This is a genomic window from Methanocaldococcus sp. FS406-22, from assembly GCF_000025525.1.
Lineage (GTDB): Archaea > AGJL01 > Methanococci > Methanococcales > Methanocaldococcaceae > Methanocaldococcus.
The window spans coordinates 43074-63529 of sequence record NC_013887.1; the positions used below are offsets into that span (position 1 = coordinate 43074).

The following is a 20456-nucleotide window of genomic DNA, read 5'->3' on the forward strand; positions in this document are numbered from 1 at the left end:
TACTTATGTTTGAGAAAAAGCCATTAATTGGGATGATTCATTTAAAACCATTGCCCGGCTCTTATCATTATAACAACAACTTTGATAGCATTGTAGATTTTGCTATAAAAGAGGCTAAAAAACTCGAAGAGGCAAATTTTGATGCTATAATGATAGAGAACTTTGGAGATGCACCATTTAAAAAAGAGGCAGATAAAATAACCATTGCATCAATGGCTGTAATAGCTAAAGCTATAAAGGAGGAGGTATCTCTCCCATTGGGAATAAATGTCTTAAGAAATGATGCTATTGGGGCTTATTCAATTGCTTATGTTGTTAAAGCAGATTTTATCAGAGTTAATGTTTTATCTGGTGTTGCATTTACAGACCAGGGGATTATTGAAGGAAAAGCTCATGAATTAGCTAAATTGAAAAAATTGCTTCCAAGTAAGATAAAAATCTTCGCAGATGTTCATGTGAAGCATGCATATCACTTTATAGACTTTGAAAGCTCACTGCTGGATACTGTTGAAAGGGGCTTAGCTGATGCTGTAGTTGTTAGTGGTAAGAGGACTGGAGCAGAGGTTGATATTGAAAAACTAAAATTAGCTAAAAAATTGGTTGATGTTCCAGTTATTGTTGGCTCTGGAACAAATTATAATAACTTAAAAATCCTCTGGGACTATGCCGATGGGTTTATAATAGGAACGTGGATAAAGAGAGATAGAAAAGCTCACAATGAAATTGACATTGAAAGAGCTAAAAAGATTGTAAGCTTAGCTAACAAATTAAAAATGTGCTGATTTTGATGGAAAGTTATATATAGAAGTTTTAATATCATTTGTTTATAGCAAGAAATGAACAAAAGTAGAACAATGGTGATATTATGGACATGGCTGAGAAGGTATATAAAGAGGGGATACTAAAGTTAAAAGAGAATATACCTCAAATAATCATTAACTTAGTAGTTGCGGGGTTGATTTGGGTATTTGGCATTTTGGTCTTTATTCCAATTGCAGATATGCTTGGGAATCCGTATTTGTTTGGATTAACTGCCTTAAAGCCAATAATTTCAGCAATAATTACTATAGCTTTAATTATTGTATTGCTAAGAGTTACAAAGGATTTTGGTGAATTAACTGATGGTGTAGCAGACATAATAGCGGTGAAATTAGCAGGAAGTAGGGTAAATGAAGAAAAACTAAAAAGATACAGAAGAGGATTAAGAGGGTTGGCATATTTAATTGTCGCTATAATAGCTTATTTATTCTTTTTGCCAGTAATTTCAGGAATAACTCCAGTATTGGCAGGAATAGTGCTTATAATATTGGTTTTATGGGCAGTTGTAGTTCTTATAAATATAGGAGATATATTTTCAGATGAGATTGAAGAGGGAATTAGAATTGCTACAGAAAAATTGGAAAAAGCATTAGAGAAATCAGCAAAAAATGAAGAAAATGCATAAGGGTTAATTATGAAATATAAAACTCTTCTCATCCATATTTTTTTATTGATTTTTTGGATATCTTTAGCATATTTTTTACCATACTATCTATTTGTTTTTAAATATCTGCAGAATTACGTTATGATAAACTTTAGAGAGATTGGAGCAATTTTTGTAGTAATTTTAGAGATATTCGTTATTATTAATTTAGTTTTACTCCTGATGGAGGTTAAAAAAATAATAAAAGAATTTTTATAAATTCTTATTAATTTTTTATGCAAAAAACATATATATAACTAAACTTTAACTTTTTTTATCTTCGTTTATAAAAAGGGATGGCTATGGGGTATCATTTTATTATTATATGCGGATATATAATATTATTATTTGCTTTTATATTTTCGGCAGTATTGTGTAAATTTTTAATGAAGAAGATGGTTAATTACAAATATGGCTATGATTTGCATAAAAAAGAGAAGATTAAAGTTCCAGAGATGGGTGGCTTAGCTGTTTTATTCTCAAACATCTTATTTATACCGTTTATAAGCTCAATCTTTGCCATATCAATAATTACTGCTGGGATTATAGGAGTTGTAGATGATATAGCTAAACTATCACCAAAGGAGAAGTTGGCTTTGTTGTTTATCTCTGGATTAATTGTAGGGTTTTTGTTCTATAACAACTACTATGTAGATTTAATTGGGGTTTTATTTATTGCCTTAGGAATCATGATTTTTTCAAATTTAACAAATATGTTGGCTGGATTTAATGGATTGGAGATAGGGATGGGAATTATTGCATCTATATCATTGGCTGTGGTTTTATTCTTAGATAACTATGTATTGGGAGGTTTGTTAGCTTTAATATTCTCTGCCTCCTACTTAGGGCTGTTGATATATAACAAATATCCAGCAAAGGTATTTCCTGGAGATGTTGGAACTCTACCAATTGGGGCTTTTTTAGCTGTCTTAGCGGTAGTTTATAAGGAATATATTCCATTTTTAATAATAATGATGCCTTATGTGATAGATGCCTCTTTAAAGTATCTAAGTGCTGGGGTTATGAGTAGGGATGAGCATAAACCAACAACTTTGGGAGAAGATGGGAAGCTATATTATGTAGGAGGCTATCTATCTCTACCAAGGTTGATATTGAAGTATAAACCAATGAGAGAGCCTCATTTAGTTGCAGTTCTATGGGTTATTGGAATATTCTTTGGAATAATTGGGATTTTAATATCATTAATAACATGATGGTGATTGTTTTGACAATAGAAGAAATATTAAAAGAAGTTTTAGATGAGATAAAGCCCTCAAAGGAAGATATGGAAAAGTTGCAAAATAAAGCACAGCAAATTATTAACAAAATTTGGAAAATAGTCAAAGAAAACAACTATCCAATCTTAGAGGTTTTGTTGGTTGGCTCTTCAGCAAGAAATACCAATTTAAAGGATGACTATGACATTGATATTTTTGTATTGTTTGACAAATCAGTTTCTGAAGATGAATTGGAAGAAATTGGATTAAAAATAGGGATAGAAGCAATAAAAAGGTTAAATGGCACTTATAACGTAAATTATGCCTCTCATCCCTATGTTAATGGTGAAATTGACGGCTATGAGGTAGATATAGTCCCATGCTACAAGATAGATTTTGGGGAGAGAATAATATCTGCAGTTGATAGAACTCCATTGCATCACAAATTTTTAATTAGTAGGTTGAATGAAAGGCTGTGTGATGAAGTTAGACTGCTAAAAGCATTTTTGAAGAGTTTAGGACTCTATGGCTCTGATGTAAAAACTAAAGGATTTTCTGGCTATCTCTGTGAGCTTTTAATTCTGCATTATGGTTCATTTATAAACCTTTTAAAAGATGCTCAAAATTGGAGAATTGGGAGGAAGATAATTTTAAAGGATATCTTTGAGATTTATAAAGATGTGGATGTTAAAGCCCTTAAAAAATTTGATGAGCCTTTTATCGTCTACGACCCGGTGGATTTAAATAGAAATGTTGCATCTCCGTTAAGCAAAGACAACTTCTGCAAGTTCATATTCTACTCAAGGGAATTTTTAAAAAACCCTTCCATTGAGTTCTTTAAAGATTATGCCAAAAAATTAGAAAAGATTTTGGAAGATAGAGAGCATGGATATAGGTTAATATTGAAAATCCCAAGGGGAGATGTTGTTGATGATATCATCTATCCACAGATGGAGAAGCTTCAAAAAAGTATAAATAAAGTTATTACTAAAAATGAATTTGTAATTTTGAATAGCAAGTGTTTTGCAGACGATAAGTATTGCTATCTATATTGGGAATTTTTAGTACATGAACTGCCAAAAATTGCTTTAAGGGAAGGTCCTCCAATATTTGAGAAGGAGAGGGTAGAGAGATTTTTAAAGAAGTATGATAAAGTTTTTATTAAGGATTGTAAGTTATTTGCATATACAGAGAGGAAATACTCTCACATAATCGATTTATTTAAAGATATTGTTAATGGAAATTTAAAGAACATCTCTATTCCTAAATACGTTAATCCGAGGAATGGAGAGATTATTGAGGTATAAATAATAATTTTTGAGTTGAATAGCCATGGAGACTACAAGCAATTTGATAAAGAATGCCAATGAATTTTTAGACTCTCTAAATGGGATTAACAAGAAATTGAAAGAGATAGTGGATAGAATAAACAAGAAGAAAATTGATAAATCTGAATTAAATGATATTATATCAACCTTAGAGAAAAACTTAGAGATTTTACAAGATTTAAAATCAAAAATGGAGTTTTTGGAGTTTGACTCACCATACAAAAATGTTGGAAAGTTAAAAGGAGGCTATGATAGTGAAGGATTGCAAGAGATAGCAAGCTACAGCACTTATTTAAGGAGAATAGCAAGTGAGAAGAAAGGTATCTTAGAGAGAGTTAGGCATGCATTAGTTGCTCATAAAATTGCCTTAGCTCATCTAACTGAAGATATTGGCAATATAAATTTACCTCCAAATCTGCCTTTAGATGGCTCATACAAAAAGATTATGTTTGAGTTTCCTCCTTACTTAGTTACAACATATAAAGAGTTTTTAGACATCTTAGAGCCAAAAGGTAGAGGGATTTTAACATCATATACCATATCCCTTATAGTTATTGATAAGGGAAAGAGAGAGTTCAAGAGGATTAAAGTTGAAGATAAAAATTATGAGAAATACATCAAAGAGAAGTTTGGAAATGCCATAATTACATCAATAAAGAGAAATTTCTCAAAGAACAAGATTATAGATGACCAGTATGTTAGGAGAGTTTTAGCTATCGGCTATCTTAATGCCTACAAAGATGAGATTGAAAAAGCAATAAACGAAAAAATTGATAACTTGCTTAGCGATAAAGAGAAAAAATACCTCAATAAATATTTAGAACTTTGCCTATTATTTAGAGAAGAAACAGATATGAGTGGGGGGATTTTGGACATCAGATGCATGGAAGAAAGAAAGCTAAAAGAACTTGAACTTAAGGAAATTTTAGAAAAAGAAGGATTATACAAAGATGGAGAACCAATTGAACCTTTAAAAAAAGCCATTAAAATTAAAAATGAGTTATCCAAGGCAATATCTAAGGACATTTTGATAAAAAGATTCTCTGAGGATGTGTTTAAATTTTATTTATACAAAACTCCAGATGAAAGGGCAAGAAGCAACTTATTCCCGTCTATTATGATAACTCCTCAAAAGGGGTTTTTATCTTGGATGAAGGTTGAAGGGATTGACTGTATAAATGTTTTAGATTTAAAGTTTAAATTGGAAGAGGAATTGCCAAAGTATCAGATTCCTTTAAAGAATGTTGGTGGGGTTGCTTTATATTTAGTTCATGACTGGGATGCTGTAAAAAGATTTAACTTTAAAAAGAAAGATATTGAGGATTTACTTAAAAAAATAGCTCTAATAGAACCAATAAAAGAGATTTTGAAGGATAAAAATGTTGATGTTGGTAAGTTAGAGAAGTTTGGTAAAGTTAAAAAAGAAAAAACTAAGAAGTTTTTAGATTTATTAAGTGGATTGTAATACTGACCTCCTCTCTGCCTAAAGGGCGGAGGTTCCCCTAGGGGACACCTTTCCGTCCCCGTCGCCGGGGCGTCATTGGGCAGGTTATGTTCATCAGGCCGGGTCAGGCGGCCTTCGAAAAGTTTGTATGCTACTTCTTATTCATGAACTTTTCGGTCGTTAGGATATAATGGCATGAGAAATCTTCATTTGCCCGAACTTCGGTTTAGAAATTGATATGGACTTGAACACTTGCGATAAATATTTGTCTCCGTGCTAAAGCACCGGAGCTTGTTAAGAATTAATGGTCATATAATTAAAAACTTTTTCTAAAAGTTTCATTGTAATTCTTTTACAGTAACTAATGGAATTAGCTCAACGTTCTCTTTTTGTAGGTTTTCTTTAGCTCCTTCTAACCTATCTACAACGACAAAGACCCTATCAACAATCCCTCCATTTTCTCTAATCTCTTTTACTGCCTTTAACACACTACCTCCAGTAGTTGTAACATCCTCTACAATAATAACTCTATCTCCTTCTTTTAGCTCTCCTTCTATTTTATTTTTAGTTCCATAGTCCTTAGGTTTTTTTCTAACTATTAGCAGAGGTTTTTGGGCAATGATTGAGACAGCTGTAGCTATAGGGACAGAGCCAAGTTCTACACCGGCAACTTTTACATCCTCATTTTTTATTTGTTCAGCAATAATTTCTCCAACTAACTTTAAAACTTCTGGGTTTGTAGTGGCTTTCTTTATGTCTATATAATAATTACTTTTTTTTCCAGAAGCTAAGATGAACTCTCCAAACTTTATACATCCAGATGCTTTGAGTAATTCTATTAATTTGGATTTTTTATCCATGAACATCACCATAAAAAAGATGATGGAAATAGTTTATCTAAAAAAATAAAAATGAGGATTTAAAAACTTTTAGTAAAACTTTAAATACTTAAATCCATCCCCATCATCAAAGCTGTAATGTATCTTAGAATATTCTCTGGCAAATTCTATAACATCCTCTCTGACTTTCTCTGGTTTTTCTTTATCAATGGCTATTCTCTTCATAAACTCAGCTATCTCCTCCATTTCTTTCTCTTTCATTCCCAATCTTGTGCATTCTTGTGTTCCCAACCTAATACCACTTGGGTTATCTGAGTTATTGACATCATCCCATGGAAGGAGATTTTTATTCAAAATGATATTTGCCTCTTCATACATCTTAGCCAACTCACTCGCTGAAAATTCTATGTCTTGGGAACTCTCTATATCAATAATCACCTGATGACTTTCTGTAAAGTCTTTATGCTCACATAAAACATTAAATCCTCTCTCATATAACGCCTGAGCTAACGCCTTTGCATTTTTAATCACTTGTTTAGCATAAGCCTCTCCAAACTCCAACATCTCAGCTAATGCAATAGCTAAACCGGCTTTATGATGCAAGTGATGATTGCTAACAACTCCAGGGAACACGTGAGTATCTATTTTATCAGCATTTTCTTCTGTAGTTAATATAATCCCCCCCTGAGGGCCAAAGAATGTTTTATGAGTACTACCCATCAAATACTCTGCTCCCTCTCTCAATGGGTCTTGGAATTGTTTTCCAGCTATTAAACCAAGGACATGAGCTCCATCATAGGCAATCTTAGCTCCAACTTCTTGAGCGGCTTCATAAGCATCAGCTACTGGATGAGGGAATGGGAATAGAGAACCTCCAAACAATATTAACTTTGGTTTCTCTTCTAAGATTTTTTTAACCATTGCATCAGCGTCAATATTCATTTCTTCTGGGTCAAATGGATGATTTATAACTTTCAACCCTCTAATTCCAGCAGCACTGACTTTCCAATGGCTTATATGCCCACCATCCGGAACACTTAAAGCCATTAATTTATCTCCCGGCTTTGTTTCAGCAAAGAAAACTGCTAAGTTCGCAACAACTCCACTTGTTGGCTGGACATTTGCATGTTCTGCCTTAAATAAGTCTTTAGCTAACTCTATACAAAGTGTTTCAACTTCATCTATATATTTACATCCTTGGTATAATCTCTTTCCTGGCAGTCCTTCAGCGTATCTATGCATAAAATCTGTTGAACAAGCCTCTCTAACTGCTAAACTTGTTATGTTTTCACTTGCAATCAATTTTATGCTCTCTCTCATCCACTCATGCTGTTTTATAGAGATATCTCTAATAAATTTCGGAACATCCGAATATTCCATTATATATCCCTCCTAACATCGATGAGTAATACTTTTACATAATTGCTTAAATAGACTTTTACAGTTTATATATTTAATCAAGGAATATTAATGCCAGGGCTATCTTTAACAGGTTGAATACAGAAGTAATATTTTAATTAAATAGTTGAAACTAAAAGCTCCAAAATGTTTTAAATAAAATATTTAAAGTGCATTCAATCTGTTATTGCCGTATAAATCTACTTCTGTGAAGTTCTTTCAAAACTATAGAAGTTTTTGGTGCTGTCTATGATGAAGGTGTGCGTTATAGAAGGGGATGGAATAGGGAAAGAAGTTATTCCAGAAGCAGTAAAAATATTAAATGAGCTTGGAGATTTTGAGATAATAAAAGCAGAGGCAGGATTAGAGTGTTTAAAAAAGTATGGGGATGCTTTACCAGAAGAAACAATAGAAAAAGCCAAAGAAGCAGATGTTATTTTATTCGGGGCAATAACATCACCAAAACCCGGAGAGGTTAAAAACTATAGAAGTCCTATAATAACTTTGAGGAAGATGTTTAATTTATATGCCAATGTAAGGCCAATAAATAACTTTGGTATTGGGCAGTTAATTGGGAAGATAGCAGATTACAAATTTTTAGATGTCAAAAATATTGATATGGTTATTATCAGAGAAAATACGGAAGATTTATATGTTGGAAAGGAGAGATTAGAGGGCGATATAGCCATAGCTGAAAGGTTTATCACAAGAAAAGGTTGTGAAAGGATAATAAAATTTGCATTTGAATATGCAGTAAAAAACAATAGAAAAAAGGTTTCATGCATCCACAAAGCTAATGTGTTGAGGGTTACTGATGGGTTATTCTTGGAGGTATTTAATGAAATAAAAAAACATTATGAAATAGAGGCAGATGATTATTTAGTTGATTCAACAGCCCTAAATCTTATAAAAAACCCAGAAAAGTTTGATGTTATTGTAACAACAAACATGTTTGGGGATATTCTATCAGATGAAGCATCAGCATTAATTGGAGGTTTGGGCTTAGCTCCATCAGCAAATATTGGGGAAGATAAAGCACTATTTGAGCCAGTGCATGGCTCTGCCCCAGACATAGCCGGGAAAAAAATTGCTAATCCGATGGCATCTATCTTAAGTGTTGCTATGCTCTTCGATTATATTGGAGAAAAAGAGAAAGGAGATTTGATTAGAGGGGCAGTTAAATACTGTCTAATAAATAAAAAAGTCACTCCTGATTTAGGGGGGAACTTAAAAACAGAAGAAGTTGGGAACGAAATTCTAAATTACATAAAATTAAAGGGATAAAATGAAAATAAGAATTACCAAATCTCTGATTCTATTTATCCTTAGCATTGCCTTTATATTAATTTTAATGGTATATATTGGAATATATGAAATATTCCAAATATTAATCAGTGCAAACCCCATCTACATAATATTGGCAGTTATTTTGCAGATAGCTATTTCAGTTCTTCTTTCTATAAGATGGGGATACATAATAAAGATTTTAGGATATAAAGCAAATATGAAAAATCTCTTCTTATTAGTGTTGATGGGATTGTTTATTAATAATATAACACCATCTATGAGAGGTGGTGGAGAGGCATTTAGAGCTTATTATTTATCAAAACTTGAAGAAATTCCGAAAGGTTTGGCATTTTCTACAGTTGTCGTTGAGAGAGTTTTAGATACTGCAATATTTTTATTTTTCACGCTATTTGTGATTGGATACTTTGTAGTTACTGGATTTGAATATCTTGAGTATCTCATCTTATCATGGATTCTTTTGTTTTCTCTAACTGCAGTAGTTATTTATCTAATCGCAAATAAGGAACTTTTAATTAAAACAGTCACGAAAATATCAAAATTTATTTGTAAGTATGGTTCATACAACTATGACGAAAGCAAAATATTAAAATCCATTGAAGAATTCTACAACAGTATGAAATTTTTTAAAAGTAAAAGAGGAGAAGAGGTTTTTATTGCCATAATTTTATCAGTTGGATGGTATGTCCTTGATGTTCTAAAATTGTGGTTGTTATTTTTATCTCTGCCCTATCTTGTCTCTATTGTAAGCGTAGCTACCGTATATTTAATAACCCTTTTATCTGGTGTTTTGTCCATAACCCCTAGTGGTTTTGGAACGGCAGATACAGTAATGATTCTTTCTTTTTCTGCCTTTAAAATTCCTCCTTCAGTTGCTGCAGCAGTTACTTTATTAGACAGACTTGTATCTTACATTCTTCCAACAGTCCTTGGCTATGTTGCCATGCTAATTATAAAAAGAGAACTTGATAAGAAAAAAGTAGATTAATTTTTAATTTTTTATTTGACATACTTTAAAATTTCTCTTAAATCCCTCTTTTCTATACAGATATCTGCCTTCTCCTTTAAAATGGGTTTTGCACAAAAAGCTATCTTCAAACCAGCTTTTTTAAACATGCTTAAGTCGTTAGCTCCATCTCCTACAACAACTGTATCTTCCAATTTTATTCCTTCAATTTTAGCTATTTTTTCTAAAATTTCCCCTTTAGCATTTTCTTTTAAAACCTCTCCTTCAACCTCTCCAGTTAGTTTTCCATCTTTAATAATTAACTTATTTGCAAAAGCATAATCCAATCCTAATTTTTCTTTAATCTTATTAACGGCAATATCAAAACCACCACTAACAACGGCAACAACATAACCCCTATTTTTTAACTCTTTAATTGTCTCTTCAGCCCCTTCTGTTGGTGTTATTCTTTCAATGGCTTTTTCAACTTTTTCAATTGGAAGGTCTTTTAATAAACTAACTCTCTTTCTTAAAGATTGCTCAAAATTTAATTTCCCTTCCATTGCTTCTTTTGTTATCTTCTTAACTTCTTCCTCAACTCCTGCCTCTTTAGCAATCTCATCAATTGTCTCATTATTAACCAACGTGCTATCAAAATCAAATAAAATAAGTTTTTTCCTCTCCATTCAATCACCACGCTCTAACTCTTTAATTACGTATATTAGATTATTAAATGATGCTTCTAAATTCTCAATTTTTGCTTTTTCAATTAATTTTTTCAATCCATTTCTTTTTAGATTTATTGATTTTAAAAAATTTTTAATGCTATTTTTATCTGCATTTATGTTTTTTCCAAACTCTAATTTAATTAACTCTGCCACATTCTCTTCAATGCACTTTTTATTTCCAAAGATAACAACATAAATTTTTAAAATCCTACTTTCTGATAGTCCTTCAATTATAACTAAGTTTTCAGTAGTTTTAATAACTTTTAATGCCATCAAAAACATTTAAACTATTAAGTTTATTAATAATATCTTCTGTTTTATGAATGTGTTCTTTATCAATAAGGACTAATAGATTTTTGCATTTATCAAAAATATTAAGTTTTTCTTTCTCTAATTTTAAAAAATCTAAGCACCATAAACCTGTCTTTTTTACATCTTCTCCATATATTTTATAATGATTTTTTGGAAAATAGATTATCTTATCTTTTCCATTGTATCTTTTTGCTATACTTTTTAAAATAACCTGTTCCCATCTACCATCTCCAGTTATTACAAAAGCTATAAAATTATCTACTGGATTTTCAGTAACAAGCATCATCTCCCCCTTAAATATCAAAATTCTGGCAAACATATCTTGGGTCAAGGTTTGCATCAATTATGTCCTCAATATCGTCAATTGTAAATGTTCTATGCCCCAATATATCCCTTTCGTCTTTCTTTAAGGCAATAACTTGAATATCATCAACATCCTCCAAATCCAACATATAATATAAGACATCTATGCTATGTGTTGATATAACAACCTGCCAATCTCCTTTTGATAGATAACTTAGTAGATTTTTAATCATTGAAGGATGCATTGCTGTATCAAAGTCATCCCAGAGTATGAGTTTAGGCTTCAATAACTCTAAGATTAGCATGGTTCTTACAACCTTTTTAACCCCATCTCCCATGTCATTTACATGGATGTAGGATGCATCTTCCCTCCTTAGATACCAACCATCCTTTTTTAAGACAATTTCAGTAAATCTCTCATCCAACACTTTGCTTATAGCTTCTGCTACCTTTGTATGGATATTCTCTTTTAATATTTTCTGTTCATTGTTTGATAGGAAGTTGTCTAATGTTTTAATAAATGTTGTATCGTAAGGGAAATAAACAATTTCTAAGTTATCTATGGGTACTTTCTCTATATTATCAGAAACTGCTGGTTTTTGGTTATCTATTAAGAATTCTAAGAATTTTCCCTCAACTCTAACGCATTTTTTATTATCTTTAAAAACATTAACAATTCCATCGGACTCTATATTGATTTTCCATTTATAAAACTTGTTATCTAAATTTATATCAAATTCAAGTTCTGCTGTTCCCTCATACTTATAAACCAAACTTTTTATGCCATTTCTCCCACTTGAAATAAAATCTAAAACACTTCTATTATTTGCTAATTTATATACTCTTCTTGGATGTGGAAATAAAAATAAGCTTTCAAGAATAGCAGTCTTTCCAGAGTTATTTTTCCCAATTAAAATATTGAACTTATCCAGTTTTATTGATTCTTTAAGCTTTTTTATCCCTCTAAATTCTTTTATGCTTTTAATCTCATTGATTAGCATAGGCATCACCAAAAAATAGTTTAAAAAAGAAAAAAGTTATTCAATTTTCTCGACTTTTATCTCATAATCATGGATAACAGGATTTGCTAAAAGCTTTTTACACATCTCTTCAACTTCTTCTTTAACTTTCTCCTCACTCTCTCCTTCCATAATTATATCAATCATTTTGTATGTTTGAACTTCTTTAACATTATTAAAGCCTAAAAAGTTTAAAGCTCTCTGGATTGTTCTACCTTCAGGGTTTAAAACTCCTTTTTTTAACTTTATTGTGACTGTTGCCTTATACATAATCTCACCAAAATTTTACTTTATATAGGACTTTCACAGGAATTAGTGTTCTATTGTATAAAGATGCCTTTGGCATCTAAGTTCCAAAAGTAAATATATAAACTGTGAAAGTCCTATAACAATCCTAATCTCTCAGCGACAATTCTGTATTTTGCAATAACATCCCCTAAATCCTTTCTAAATACATCCTTATCCAATACATCTCTTGTCTCTTTATCCCACAATCTCATAGTGTCTGGGCTTATCTCATCTGCAACCAATAAATTACCATCTTTATCTCTACCAATTTCAATTTTGAAATCAACTAATATAATGCCCTTCTCATCAAACAATTTCTTTAGTACTTCATTAACTTTTAAGGCAATTTCTTTAATCTTATTTAATTCCTCTCTTGTAGCCAAACCTAAAGCTACTGCAATATCTTCATTTAGCATAGGGTCTCCATACTCATCATTTTTGTAGTCAAATTGAACAATTGGGAATGGCAATTCCTTCCCTTCTTCAAAAGGATATCTTCTACACAAACTCCCAGCAGCTATATTTCTGACTATAACCTCTATTGGTATAATTTCAACTTTCTTAGCTACCATGTATCTTGGTTCTATATACTTTATATAGTGAGTTTCTACTCCATTCTCCTCTAAAACTTCAAATAGCTTTGATGAAATTAGAGCGTTTAAATATCCCTTTCCTTGTTTAACATCATGCTTGGCTCCATTTCCAGCTGTTATATCATCTCTAAACTCTATCAAAACTTTATCATCATCAATCTCATAGATTGACTTTGCTTTCCCACTGTATAATGGCTGCTTTTTTAAAATTTCTTCCAATTTTATTTCCATACTTTCACCAGGGTTAAGGTTATTGAGTTATAACTTTAAATCTTAATTTTAAATTTCTCATTTAATTTTTATACTTTTAGGTAAAAATAGTTTAATTAAAGTAGTAGTATAAAAAATTTAGTCAAAAATAGGAATAAAAAATCAGCTATCTTCGATGTGCCTCCCTTAAAAGGGTTCGGCACATCGACAGGGACGTTTTGCAATTACTGCCCAGCACCGAGTTAGATTTCAATAACCTTAACATCTTTACTTAAAACTGCTTTTCCTTCACCTTTTTTCACAACTCTACCAACTTCAAACGCATAGCACTTAGCTCTCTCTAACTCATCAATTAAATCATCTTTATATTCCTTTTTTGCTGATATTAACAACCCTCCAGCAGTTTCTGCTCCGTAACCATCCAATAAAGCATGTCCAAACATTCTGCTTAACTCTGGAGTTCTTTTTATACATGGAAGAGTGTTAATTTCTATTAAAACCCTGCTATTTTTAGCCATTTCATTTGAATGTCCTAAGATTCCAAATCCAGTAATATCTGTTAAAGCATTTGCTATTTTATCTCCAACTCTCTCCTCAGCTTTTCTTAAAGCCATTAATGCATATCTGTTTGATGTTGTCATTAGTTCTATTGCTTTGTTTATGATGTAATCCCTCTCATCTTCACTGATATTTATTAAATCTTTAAATTCCTCTGGAATCCTTGATAATGCCATTGCCGTTTGAGTTCCTAAGGGCTTTGTTAATATTAAGATATCTCCCTCCTTAGCTCCAGCCTTTGTTAAAACCTCCTCTTCTCTACCAACACCAGTAACTGCTCCTCCAATTAGAGGCCATGGGTTTAATATTGTGTGACCACCAACTATTGAGGTTTTGTTCTCTCTGCAAAAGTCTTGGAATCCTTTTAGCATCTCCCTAACTATGTGTATTGGTAGCTTTTCTGGAATTCCAACAATTGCTAAAACTCCCACTATATCTAATAATCCCATGGCATAAATGTCGCTTGTTGAGTTGCATGCCGCTATCTTTCCTTGAAGATAAGGGTCATCAACTATTGGTGTGAAGACATCTACGGTTTTGGCTATAACTAACCCATCTCTTTTAATTATTGATGCATCATCACCCAAACCAACTAAGATATCCTTGTCTGATAAATCTTCATCGGTAACTATTCCTTTAACCAAAAACTCTAACTCGGTGCTGGGCAGTTTGCAAGCTCATCCATGGAGTTTAACTAATTCAGTTAATTTTATTTTCTCAGCCATGCTATCACCAGATGAAAGTTATAAATTTATAAACATAACAACAATTATTAGTAAATTTGATAGGGTATAAAATACTACCAATTAGAATTTCTAATAACTTTGGGGATATTAAAAAGCTAATAGCACGGAGATAGCTATGGAAATTCCAATATTTGTTGTTATATCTGGTAGTGATTTGTATGGCATTCCAAATCCAAGTGATGTAGATATTAGGGGAGTGCATATCTTAGATAAAGAGCTATTTATCAAAAACTGCCTATATAAAAGCAGAGAAGGGGAGGTTATAAATAAAATGTTTGGAAAGTGTGATTTTGTTAGCTTTGAGCTTGGAAAGTTTTTGAGAGAGCTTTTAAAGCCAAATGCTAACTTTATTGAGATAGCTTTATCTGATAAGGTTTTGTATTCATCAAAATACCATGAAGATGTTAAGGAAATAGCCCACAATTGCATTTGTAAAAAGCTCTATCATCACTGGAAGGGATTTGCCAAGCATCTTCAAAAATCAAGTGAGAAAGAGAATTATGAGAATCCAAAGACACTTTTATATATTTTGAGGGCTTACTATCAAGGTATTCTATGCTTAGAGAGAGGAGAGTTTAAGCCAGATTTTGGTTCATTTAAATGCTTAGATTGCTATGATGAGGAGATTGTAAGTTATCTCTTTGAATGCAAAGTGGATAAAAAGCCAATAGATGATAACTATAAAGAGAAGATAAAGAATCATTTTTGTGAATTGGATTTATTATTAGATGAGAGTTATAAAAACTCTAATATAAGAGATAAACCTTCAGAAATAGCAAAGATTAAGGCAATAGAACTCTATAAAAAGCTATATTTTGAGGATGTGAGAGGATGATAAGTAATAGATGCAAAAACATAAAACCATCAGCAATTAGGGAGATATTTAATTTAGCTACATCTGACTGCATAAATTTAGGAATAGGAGAGCCAGATTTTGATACTCCAAAGCATATAGTTGAGGCAGCAAAAAAAGCCTTAGATGAGGGGAAAACTCACTACTCTCCAAACAATGGAATTCCAGAACTTAGAGAGGAGATAAGCAACAAGTTAATGAAAGATTATGGCTTAGATGTTGATAAAGACAACATTATTGTTACTTGCGGGGCTTCAGAGGCGTTAATGCTCTCTATCATGACTTTGGTTGATAGAGGGGATGAGGTTTTAGCTCCAAATCCGTCTTTTGTGTCTTACTTCTCATTAACAGAGTTTGCTGAGGGTAAGATTAAAAGCATAAGCTTAGATGAGAATTTTGATATTGATTTAGAGCAAGTAAAAGAATCAATAACCAAAAAAACAAAGTTGATAATATTTAACTCTCCAGCAAACCCTACTGGAAAAGTTTATGATAAAGAAACAATAAAGGGCTTGGCGGAGATAGCTGAAGATTACAATTTAATTATTGTTTCAGATGAAGTTTATGATAAGATTATTTATGATAAAAAACACTACTCACCAATGCAATTTACTGATAGATGCATCTTAATTAATGGATTCTCTAAGACATACGCAATGACTGGCTGGAGAATTGGTTATTTAGTAGTTTCAGACGAGCTAAATAAAGAGTTGGATTTAATCAACAATATGATAAAAATCCATCAGTATAGCTTTGCATGTGCTACAACCTTTGCTCAGTATGGAGCATTAGCCGCTTTAAGAGGTAGCCAGAAGTGTGTTGAAGAGATGGTTAATGAGTTCAGAAGGAGGAGAGATTTGATTTATAATGGATTAAAGGATATCTTTAAAGTTAATAAGCCAGAGGGGGCATTTTATATCTTCCCAGATGTATCTGAGTATGGAGATGGTGTAGAGGTCGCTAAAAAGTTGATTGAAAATAAGGTTTTATGCGTTCCGGGTATTGCATTTGGTGAGAATGGAGCTAATTATATTAGATTTAGCTATGCTACAAAATATGAAGATATAGAAAGGGCATTGGAGATTATAAAGGGAATTTTTGGATAGATAAATTATATGATTTCTTTGAAACACTAAATTTAAAAGAGCTTTTATATCAAGTTGGCTTTTATTTTAAGTTTTGTCCTCTTTTAATCCTTCAAGAAATTTTATTTTAACAAAATAGACATTAAAAAGTTTTTCATTCTCTAAGAGTTCAGGATTTTTAATCTAAATTTGTAATAATTCTTAATACTGACTGAAAAATTTTCTCGGGATTTTTTCTCTTTTGGTATTACTAATTTAAATAGTTTGTTATATATTCAGATGTATAAGTATTACTAAGTAAGAGATAAAAATAGCTTTTTTACTTTTGATTTTAATGGTTTAAAAAGAGAATAAAACCTCTAAGAGGTCTGATTTTAACGCACAAATCTACACCAAAATCGAGAAACAAATACCAAGGTTTCCATCCCCAAGAGGTCTGATTTTAACTATTTAGTGTAATAAGAAGTGTTGGAGGAGGAGAATTAAGTAGAGAAGAAGTTTCCATACTCCAAGAGGTCTGATTTTAACGTGTGGAGGATTTTTAATGCAGGCTGTTGATAGAGATACGTTGTTTCCATCCTCCAAGAGGTCTGATTTTAACAAGGATGGGAAGGAGGCGATATTTGTAAGTATGGCTAGTTTCCATCCTCCAAGAGGTCTGATTTTAACAGGGCAATCATCGACAATATAATTTTAATCACTCTTCTAATATTTAAGCTTTTCGGAACCATATTTTTCTAAGGGTAAATAACATCCTTTATTTATAAATCCAACACTATATAAGCTTTTCTATCATCAATAAAATAGAGCATTTTTATCTTTCTAAATTTAAAAATTTAACTTATTAGTTAGAGAAATCTCATTTAACTTACTATTCAATCTTAACTTTTAAAAATCTAAATAATTTAATGAACCTAAATATTCCAAATAATCAAACTTACAGACCCTTAGAAATTGAACTTAAATCCTCTAAATTAACAAATACCAAATAATTATTACCTTTATTAAATTTCAAACACATCCAACGAGACAAACACAACACTACAATAAACAACTAAATCAAACAAATAAAATTTTAGCAGGTAAAAATATATAAAACTTTTTATTTGTCTGTAGAGTTTTCATTCATCAGGAATCTTAGCTCTTTCAAAATGCTCTCTACCTTTAATTAAGCTCATAGTGGCATCTATTCCTACTTTTGCAGTTAGTTTATTTTTTAAATCACTTGAAGGGTCTAAAGACGAACCTTTAGCTCCAGGTATTATAACAATATCTTTATCTCCTTGAACCCTTGTGGCTATTGCATACTCGACATCATTTATGTCAAATATATTAATATCATCATCAACAACAACTACATGCTTTAAGCTTGGATGAGAAGCGAAAGCTGCTAATATAGCATTTTTTCCGTCTCCTTCTGTTCTCTTCTCTATCTGAACAACTGCATGAAGCCAACAACAACCTCCTTCAGTTAAAACAACGTTCTTCACTGTCGGAACTGTATTTCTAACACCCTTCAAAATCCTTGGTTCTTGTGGCATTCCCATCAGTGTTTTATGCTCAATCCCCCCCGGCAATAGAGCGTGGAATACTGGCTTTTCCTTTCTATAAAGTTTTTCAATTTTAATTATTGGCTGCTTCCTAACTATGTCATAAGTCCCAGTTATATCAACAAAAGGCCCCTCATCATCCATCTCAGCTAAAATCTTACCTTCAATAATAAACTCTGCCTCTGGAACCAATAAACCATTATCTAACTCAAAAACATCTATCTCTCCCCCCAATAAAGCAGCTGCAAATTTTAGCTCATCAAATGTTATATCAGCAGATGTAGAACCAGCTAACAAAACAGCCGGATGCACCCCAATAACTATAGCAACATCTAAATAACCTTTCTCTTTTATAGCTTTTGTATATAAAAAGTGTAAATGCCTTTGCTCAACCATTCTTATAACTAAATAATCATCTTTAACTAAAATTCTGTGGATTGATAAGTTGTAGCCGTAGTCTTTATCATTTACAACAACAACCCCACTTGTTATATAAGCTCCTGCATCTTTTTCATAGTATATTGGAATTGGCCAGTCTTTAATCTTCTCTGGACTTTCAACAATATATTTCTCTTTTAATTTATTGTTTATCTTTAATTTTCCTTCTTTTTCTTTCTCCATTGCATTAAGCATGAAGAATGTAAATTCTTCTTTTTTTACTCCAAAAATCTTTGATAATGTCTCCCTACTGCAGAGATTACCAACAACCTCAAACCCATCTACATCCTTTATATACACCGGTCTTCCATCATATTTCTTTAATATTCTCGAAACACCAAACTTTTTGTGTGCTTTTTCTATTATAATTGGGTCGAGTTTATTGATAATTTCTCTCATGGTATCACCAAACTTTTATATATTTCTTAGCCAATTTTAATATTAATCTTATTCTTTGCTTAATATTTAAAGTGATAACATGCACAAAGAGCAGTTAATGAAACTTCATCAATTTTTTGTTTATGTTGTAAAAGAAATTATGGATGATAATTTAGAAAATATTGACAATGAATGCAAAAAATTACTTGAAATTTATGAAATGTTAGATATTAGACCCCATCACATTCATCGACTCAAAAGCGAGCAAAAAGCAGCAATATTACTGTTATCTGCCTGTGTAGCCAGTTATTTAGCCAATAATATGGATAATGTTCCGAAAAATTTAGCTAAAAAACTTGAAGAAAACGCTTTTAAACATCTAAATAGCTGTAAGAAAAACATTATTATATTAGAAGAAGATGAAAATAACGATAAAAAGGAAGTATAAATTGAGGGTGATATTTTTATGTTTAATCCACAGAAATTTATTGAAGAGGCAGTAGAAGAAATAAAACAGCAAATTAAAGATAGGAGAGCAATAATTGCCTTAAGTGGTGGAGTAGATAGTTCTGTTGCAGCTGTTTTAACCCACAAAGCTATTGGAAATAACTTGACAGCTGTTTTTGTTGATACCGGATTGATGAGAAAGGGAGAGAGGGAAGAAGTCGAAAGAACATTTAGAGATAAGTTAGGATTAAATTTAATAGTTGTAGATGCGAAGGATAGGTTTTTAGAAGCTTTAAAAGGAGTTACAGACCCAGAAGAAAAGAGAAAGATTATTGGTAAATTATTTATTGATGTTTTTGAGGAAGTTGCTGAAGAGATAAAGGCAGAGGTTTTAGTCCAAGGGACTATTGCTCCAGATTGGATTGAAACTCAGGGAAAAATAAAGAGTCATCACAACGTTGCCTTACCACACGGAATGGTTTTAGAGGTTGTTGAGCCATTGAGAGAACTCTACAAAGATGAGGTTAGGCTATTAGCAAAAGAGCTTGGATTGCCAGATAGTATCGTCTATAGGCAGCCATTCCCAGGGCCTGGATTGGCTGTTAGGGTTTTAGGAGAGGTTACTGAAGAAAAACTAAATATCTGCAGAGAGGCAAATGCAATAGTTGAGGAGGAAATTAAAAAAGCAAACTTAGATAAAGATTTATGGCAATACTTTGCCGTTGTTTTGGACTGTAAAGCAACTGGAGTTAAAGGTGATGAGAGGGAATACAACTGGATTGTTGCCTTAAGAATGGTTAAATCCTTAGATGCTATGACTGCTCACGTTCCAGAACTGCCTTTTGATTTGTTGAAAAGAATTAGTAAGAGAATTACTTCAGAAATTCCAAATGTTGCGAGAGTGGTGTTTGATATAACCGATAAACCACCAGCAACAATTGAATTTGAATAGAATTTTACCATTAATTTGTCGCTAAGAAACTCTGCTTTTAGGGCGGTGATGAATTAG

Annotated in this window: 22 protein-coding genes; 12 read left to right on the plus strand and 10 right to left on the minus strand. The window is 32.0% G+C overall.

The window, feature by feature from the left end; genetic code table 11:
• Positions 1–5: 5 nt before the first annotated feature.
• The 6 genes from MFS40622_RS00255 to MFS40622_RS00280 all read left to right on the plus strand — a co-directional run bounded on the left by MFS40622_RS00255 (position 6) and on the right by MFS40622_RS00280 (position 5472).
• Positions 6–782 (plus strand): BtpA/SgcQ family protein, encoded by a 777-nt coding sequence (locus MFS40622_RS00255; protein WP_012979665.1) that lies wholly within the window; start codon positions 6–8, stop codon positions 780–782.
• 83 nt (positions 783–865) lie between these two features.
• On the plus strand, positions 866–1444 hold the full coding sequence (locus MFS40622_RS00260) for a hypothetical protein (RefSeq protein WP_012979666.1): 579 nt from the start codon (positions 866–868) through the stop codon (positions 1442–1444).
• 9 nt (positions 1445–1453) lie between these two features.
• The gene (locus tag MFS40622_RS00265; RefSeq protein ID WP_012979667.1) at positions 1454–1681 is read left to right on the plus strand and encodes a hypothetical protein; all 228 of its coding nucleotides are present in this window, start codon (positions 1454–1456) and stop codon (positions 1679–1681) included.
• A gap of 83 nt (positions 1682–1764) precedes the next feature.
• On the plus strand, positions 1765–2676 hold the full coding sequence (locus tag MFS40622_RS00270) for a glycosyltransferase 4 family protein (RefSeq protein ID WP_012979668.1): 912 nt from the start codon (positions 1765–1767) through the stop codon (positions 2674–2676).
• Positions 2676–3986: a CCA tRNA nucleotidyltransferase gene (cca, locus tag MFS40622_RS00275; protein WP_012979669.1), complete on the plus strand. Its 1311-nt coding sequence runs from the start codon at positions 2676–2678 to the stop codon at positions 3984–3986. Before MFS40622_RS00270 ends, cca begins: the two co-directional genes overlap by 1 nt.
• A gap of 25 nt (positions 3987–4011) precedes the next feature.
• On the plus strand, positions 4012–5472 hold the full coding sequence (locus tag MFS40622_RS00280; RefSeq protein WP_012979670.1) for a DUF530 family protein: 1461 nt from the start codon (positions 4012–4014) through the stop codon (positions 5470–5472).
• Positions 5473–5789: 317 nt separating this feature from the next.
• Here MFS40622_RS00280 and pyrE read toward each other — a convergent pair whose 3' ends face one another.
• Together pyrE and glyA are read right to left on the minus strand one after the other, a co-directional pair.
• Positions 5790–6311 carry an orotate phosphoribosyltransferase gene (pyrE, locus tag MFS40622_RS00285; RefSeq protein WP_048197339.1) on the minus strand — a complete coding sequence of 174 codons (522 nt, stop codon included), beginning with the start codon at positions 6309–6311 and terminating at the stop codon, positions 5790–5792.
• Between the two features lie 69 nt (positions 6312–6380).
• Positions 6381–7670 (minus strand): bifunctional serine hydroxymethyltransferase/L-allo-threonine aldolase, encoded by a 1290-nt coding sequence (gene glyA, locus MFS40622_RS00290; RefSeq protein ID WP_012979672.1) that lies wholly within the window; start codon positions 7668–7670, stop codon positions 6381–6383.
• Positions 7671–7937: 267 nt separating this feature from the next.
• Between glyA and aksF the strand changes: the two genes are divergently transcribed.
• Together aksF and MFS40622_RS00300 are read left to right on the plus strand one after the other, a co-directional pair.
• Positions 7938–8972 (plus strand): homoisocitrate dehydrogenase, encoded by a 1035-nt coding sequence (aksF, locus tag MFS40622_RS00295; RefSeq protein WP_198003845.1) that lies wholly within the window; start codon positions 7938–7940, stop codon positions 8970–8972.
• Position 8973: 1 nt separating this feature from the next.
• Positions 8974–9981, plus strand: coding sequence for a UPF0104 family protein (locus MFS40622_RS00300; RefSeq protein ID WP_012979674.1), 1008 nt, complete (start codon positions 8974–8976; stop codon positions 9979–9981).
• Between the two features lie 11 nt (positions 9982–9992).
• On the opposite strand, the gene serB is transcribed toward MFS40622_RS00300, so the two are convergent.
• From serB to selD, 7 genes are all read right to left on the minus strand, one after another.
• Positions 9993–10625, minus strand: a complete 633-nt coding sequence (gene serB / locus MFS40622_RS00305) for a phosphoserine phosphatase SerB (protein WP_012979675.1) — start codon at positions 10623–10625, stop codon at positions 9993–9995.
• Positions 10626–10940 (minus strand): hypothetical protein, encoded by a 315-nt coding sequence (locus MFS40622_RS00310; RefSeq protein ID WP_012979676.1) that lies wholly within the window; start codon positions 10938–10940, stop codon positions 10626–10628.
• On the minus strand, positions 10921–11262 hold the full coding sequence (locus tag MFS40622_RS00315) for a hypothetical protein (protein WP_048197341.1): 342 nt from the start codon (positions 11260–11262) through the stop codon (positions 10921–10923). The genes MFS40622_RS00310 and MFS40622_RS00315 overlap by 20 nt, the downstream gene beginning before the upstream one ends.
• Positions 11263–11272: 10 nt before the next feature.
• The gene (locus MFS40622_RS00320) at positions 11273–12283 is read right to left on the minus strand and encodes an ATP/GTP-binding protein (protein WP_012979678.1); all 1011 of its coding nucleotides are present in this window, start codon (positions 12281–12283) and stop codon (positions 11273–11275) included.
• Positions 12284–12319: 36 nt separating this feature from the next.
• Positions 12320–12571: a phosphoribosylformylglycinamidine synthase subunit PurS gene (gene purS, locus MFS40622_RS00325; protein WP_012979679.1), complete on the minus strand. Its 252-nt coding sequence runs from the start codon at positions 12569–12571 to the stop codon at positions 12320–12322.
• A gap of 113 nt (positions 12572–12684) precedes the next feature.
• Positions 12685–13413: a phosphoribosylaminoimidazolesuccinocarboxamide synthase gene (gene purC, locus MFS40622_RS00330; protein ID WP_012979680.1), complete on the minus strand. Its 729-nt coding sequence runs from the start codon at positions 13411–13413 to the stop codon at positions 12685–12687.
• A gap of 221 nt (positions 13414–13634) precedes the next feature.
• Positions 13635–14675: a selenide, water dikinase SelD gene (gene selD, locus MFS40622_RS00335; RefSeq protein WP_012979681.1), complete on the minus strand. Its 1041-nt coding sequence runs from the start codon at positions 14673–14675 to the stop codon at positions 13635–13637.
• 136 nt (positions 14676–14811) lie between these two features.
• Between selD and MFS40622_RS00340 the strand changes: the two genes are divergently transcribed.
• Together MFS40622_RS00340 and MFS40622_RS00345 are read left to right on the plus strand one after the other, a co-directional pair.
• The gene (locus MFS40622_RS00340) at positions 14812–15531 is read left to right on the plus strand and encodes a DNA polymerase beta superfamily protein (RefSeq protein ID WP_012979682.1); all 720 of its coding nucleotides are present in this window, start codon (positions 14812–14814) and stop codon (positions 15529–15531) included.
• Positions 15528–16655, plus strand: a complete 1128-nt coding sequence (locus MFS40622_RS00345) for a pyridoxal phosphate-dependent aminotransferase (protein WP_012979683.1) — start codon at positions 15528–15530, stop codon at positions 16653–16655. The genes MFS40622_RS00340 and MFS40622_RS00345 overlap by 4 nt, the downstream gene beginning before the upstream one ends.
• Before the next feature lie 1100 nt (positions 16656–17755).
• Here MFS40622_RS00345 and MFS40622_RS00350 read toward each other — a convergent pair.
• Entirely contained in the window at positions 17756–19021 is a 1266-nt protein-coding gene (locus MFS40622_RS00350; RefSeq protein WP_012979684.1) for a UbiD family decarboxylase, read from the minus strand.
• A gap of 79 nt (positions 19022–19100) precedes the next feature.
• On the opposite strand from MFS40622_RS00350, the gene MFS40622_RS00355 reads away from it, so the two are divergent.
• A complete protein-coding gene (locus MFS40622_RS00355) occupies positions 19101–19448 on the plus strand; it encodes a UPF0058 family protein (protein ID WP_012979685.1) in 348 nt (115 codons plus the stop codon).
• Positions 19449–19466: 18 nt separating this feature from the next.
• Positions 19467–20399, plus strand: a complete 933-nt coding sequence (guaA, locus tag MFS40622_RS00360; RefSeq protein WP_012979686.1) for a glutamine-hydrolyzing GMP synthase — start codon at positions 19467–19469, stop codon at positions 20397–20399.
• Positions 20400–20456: the final 57 nt, after the last annotated feature.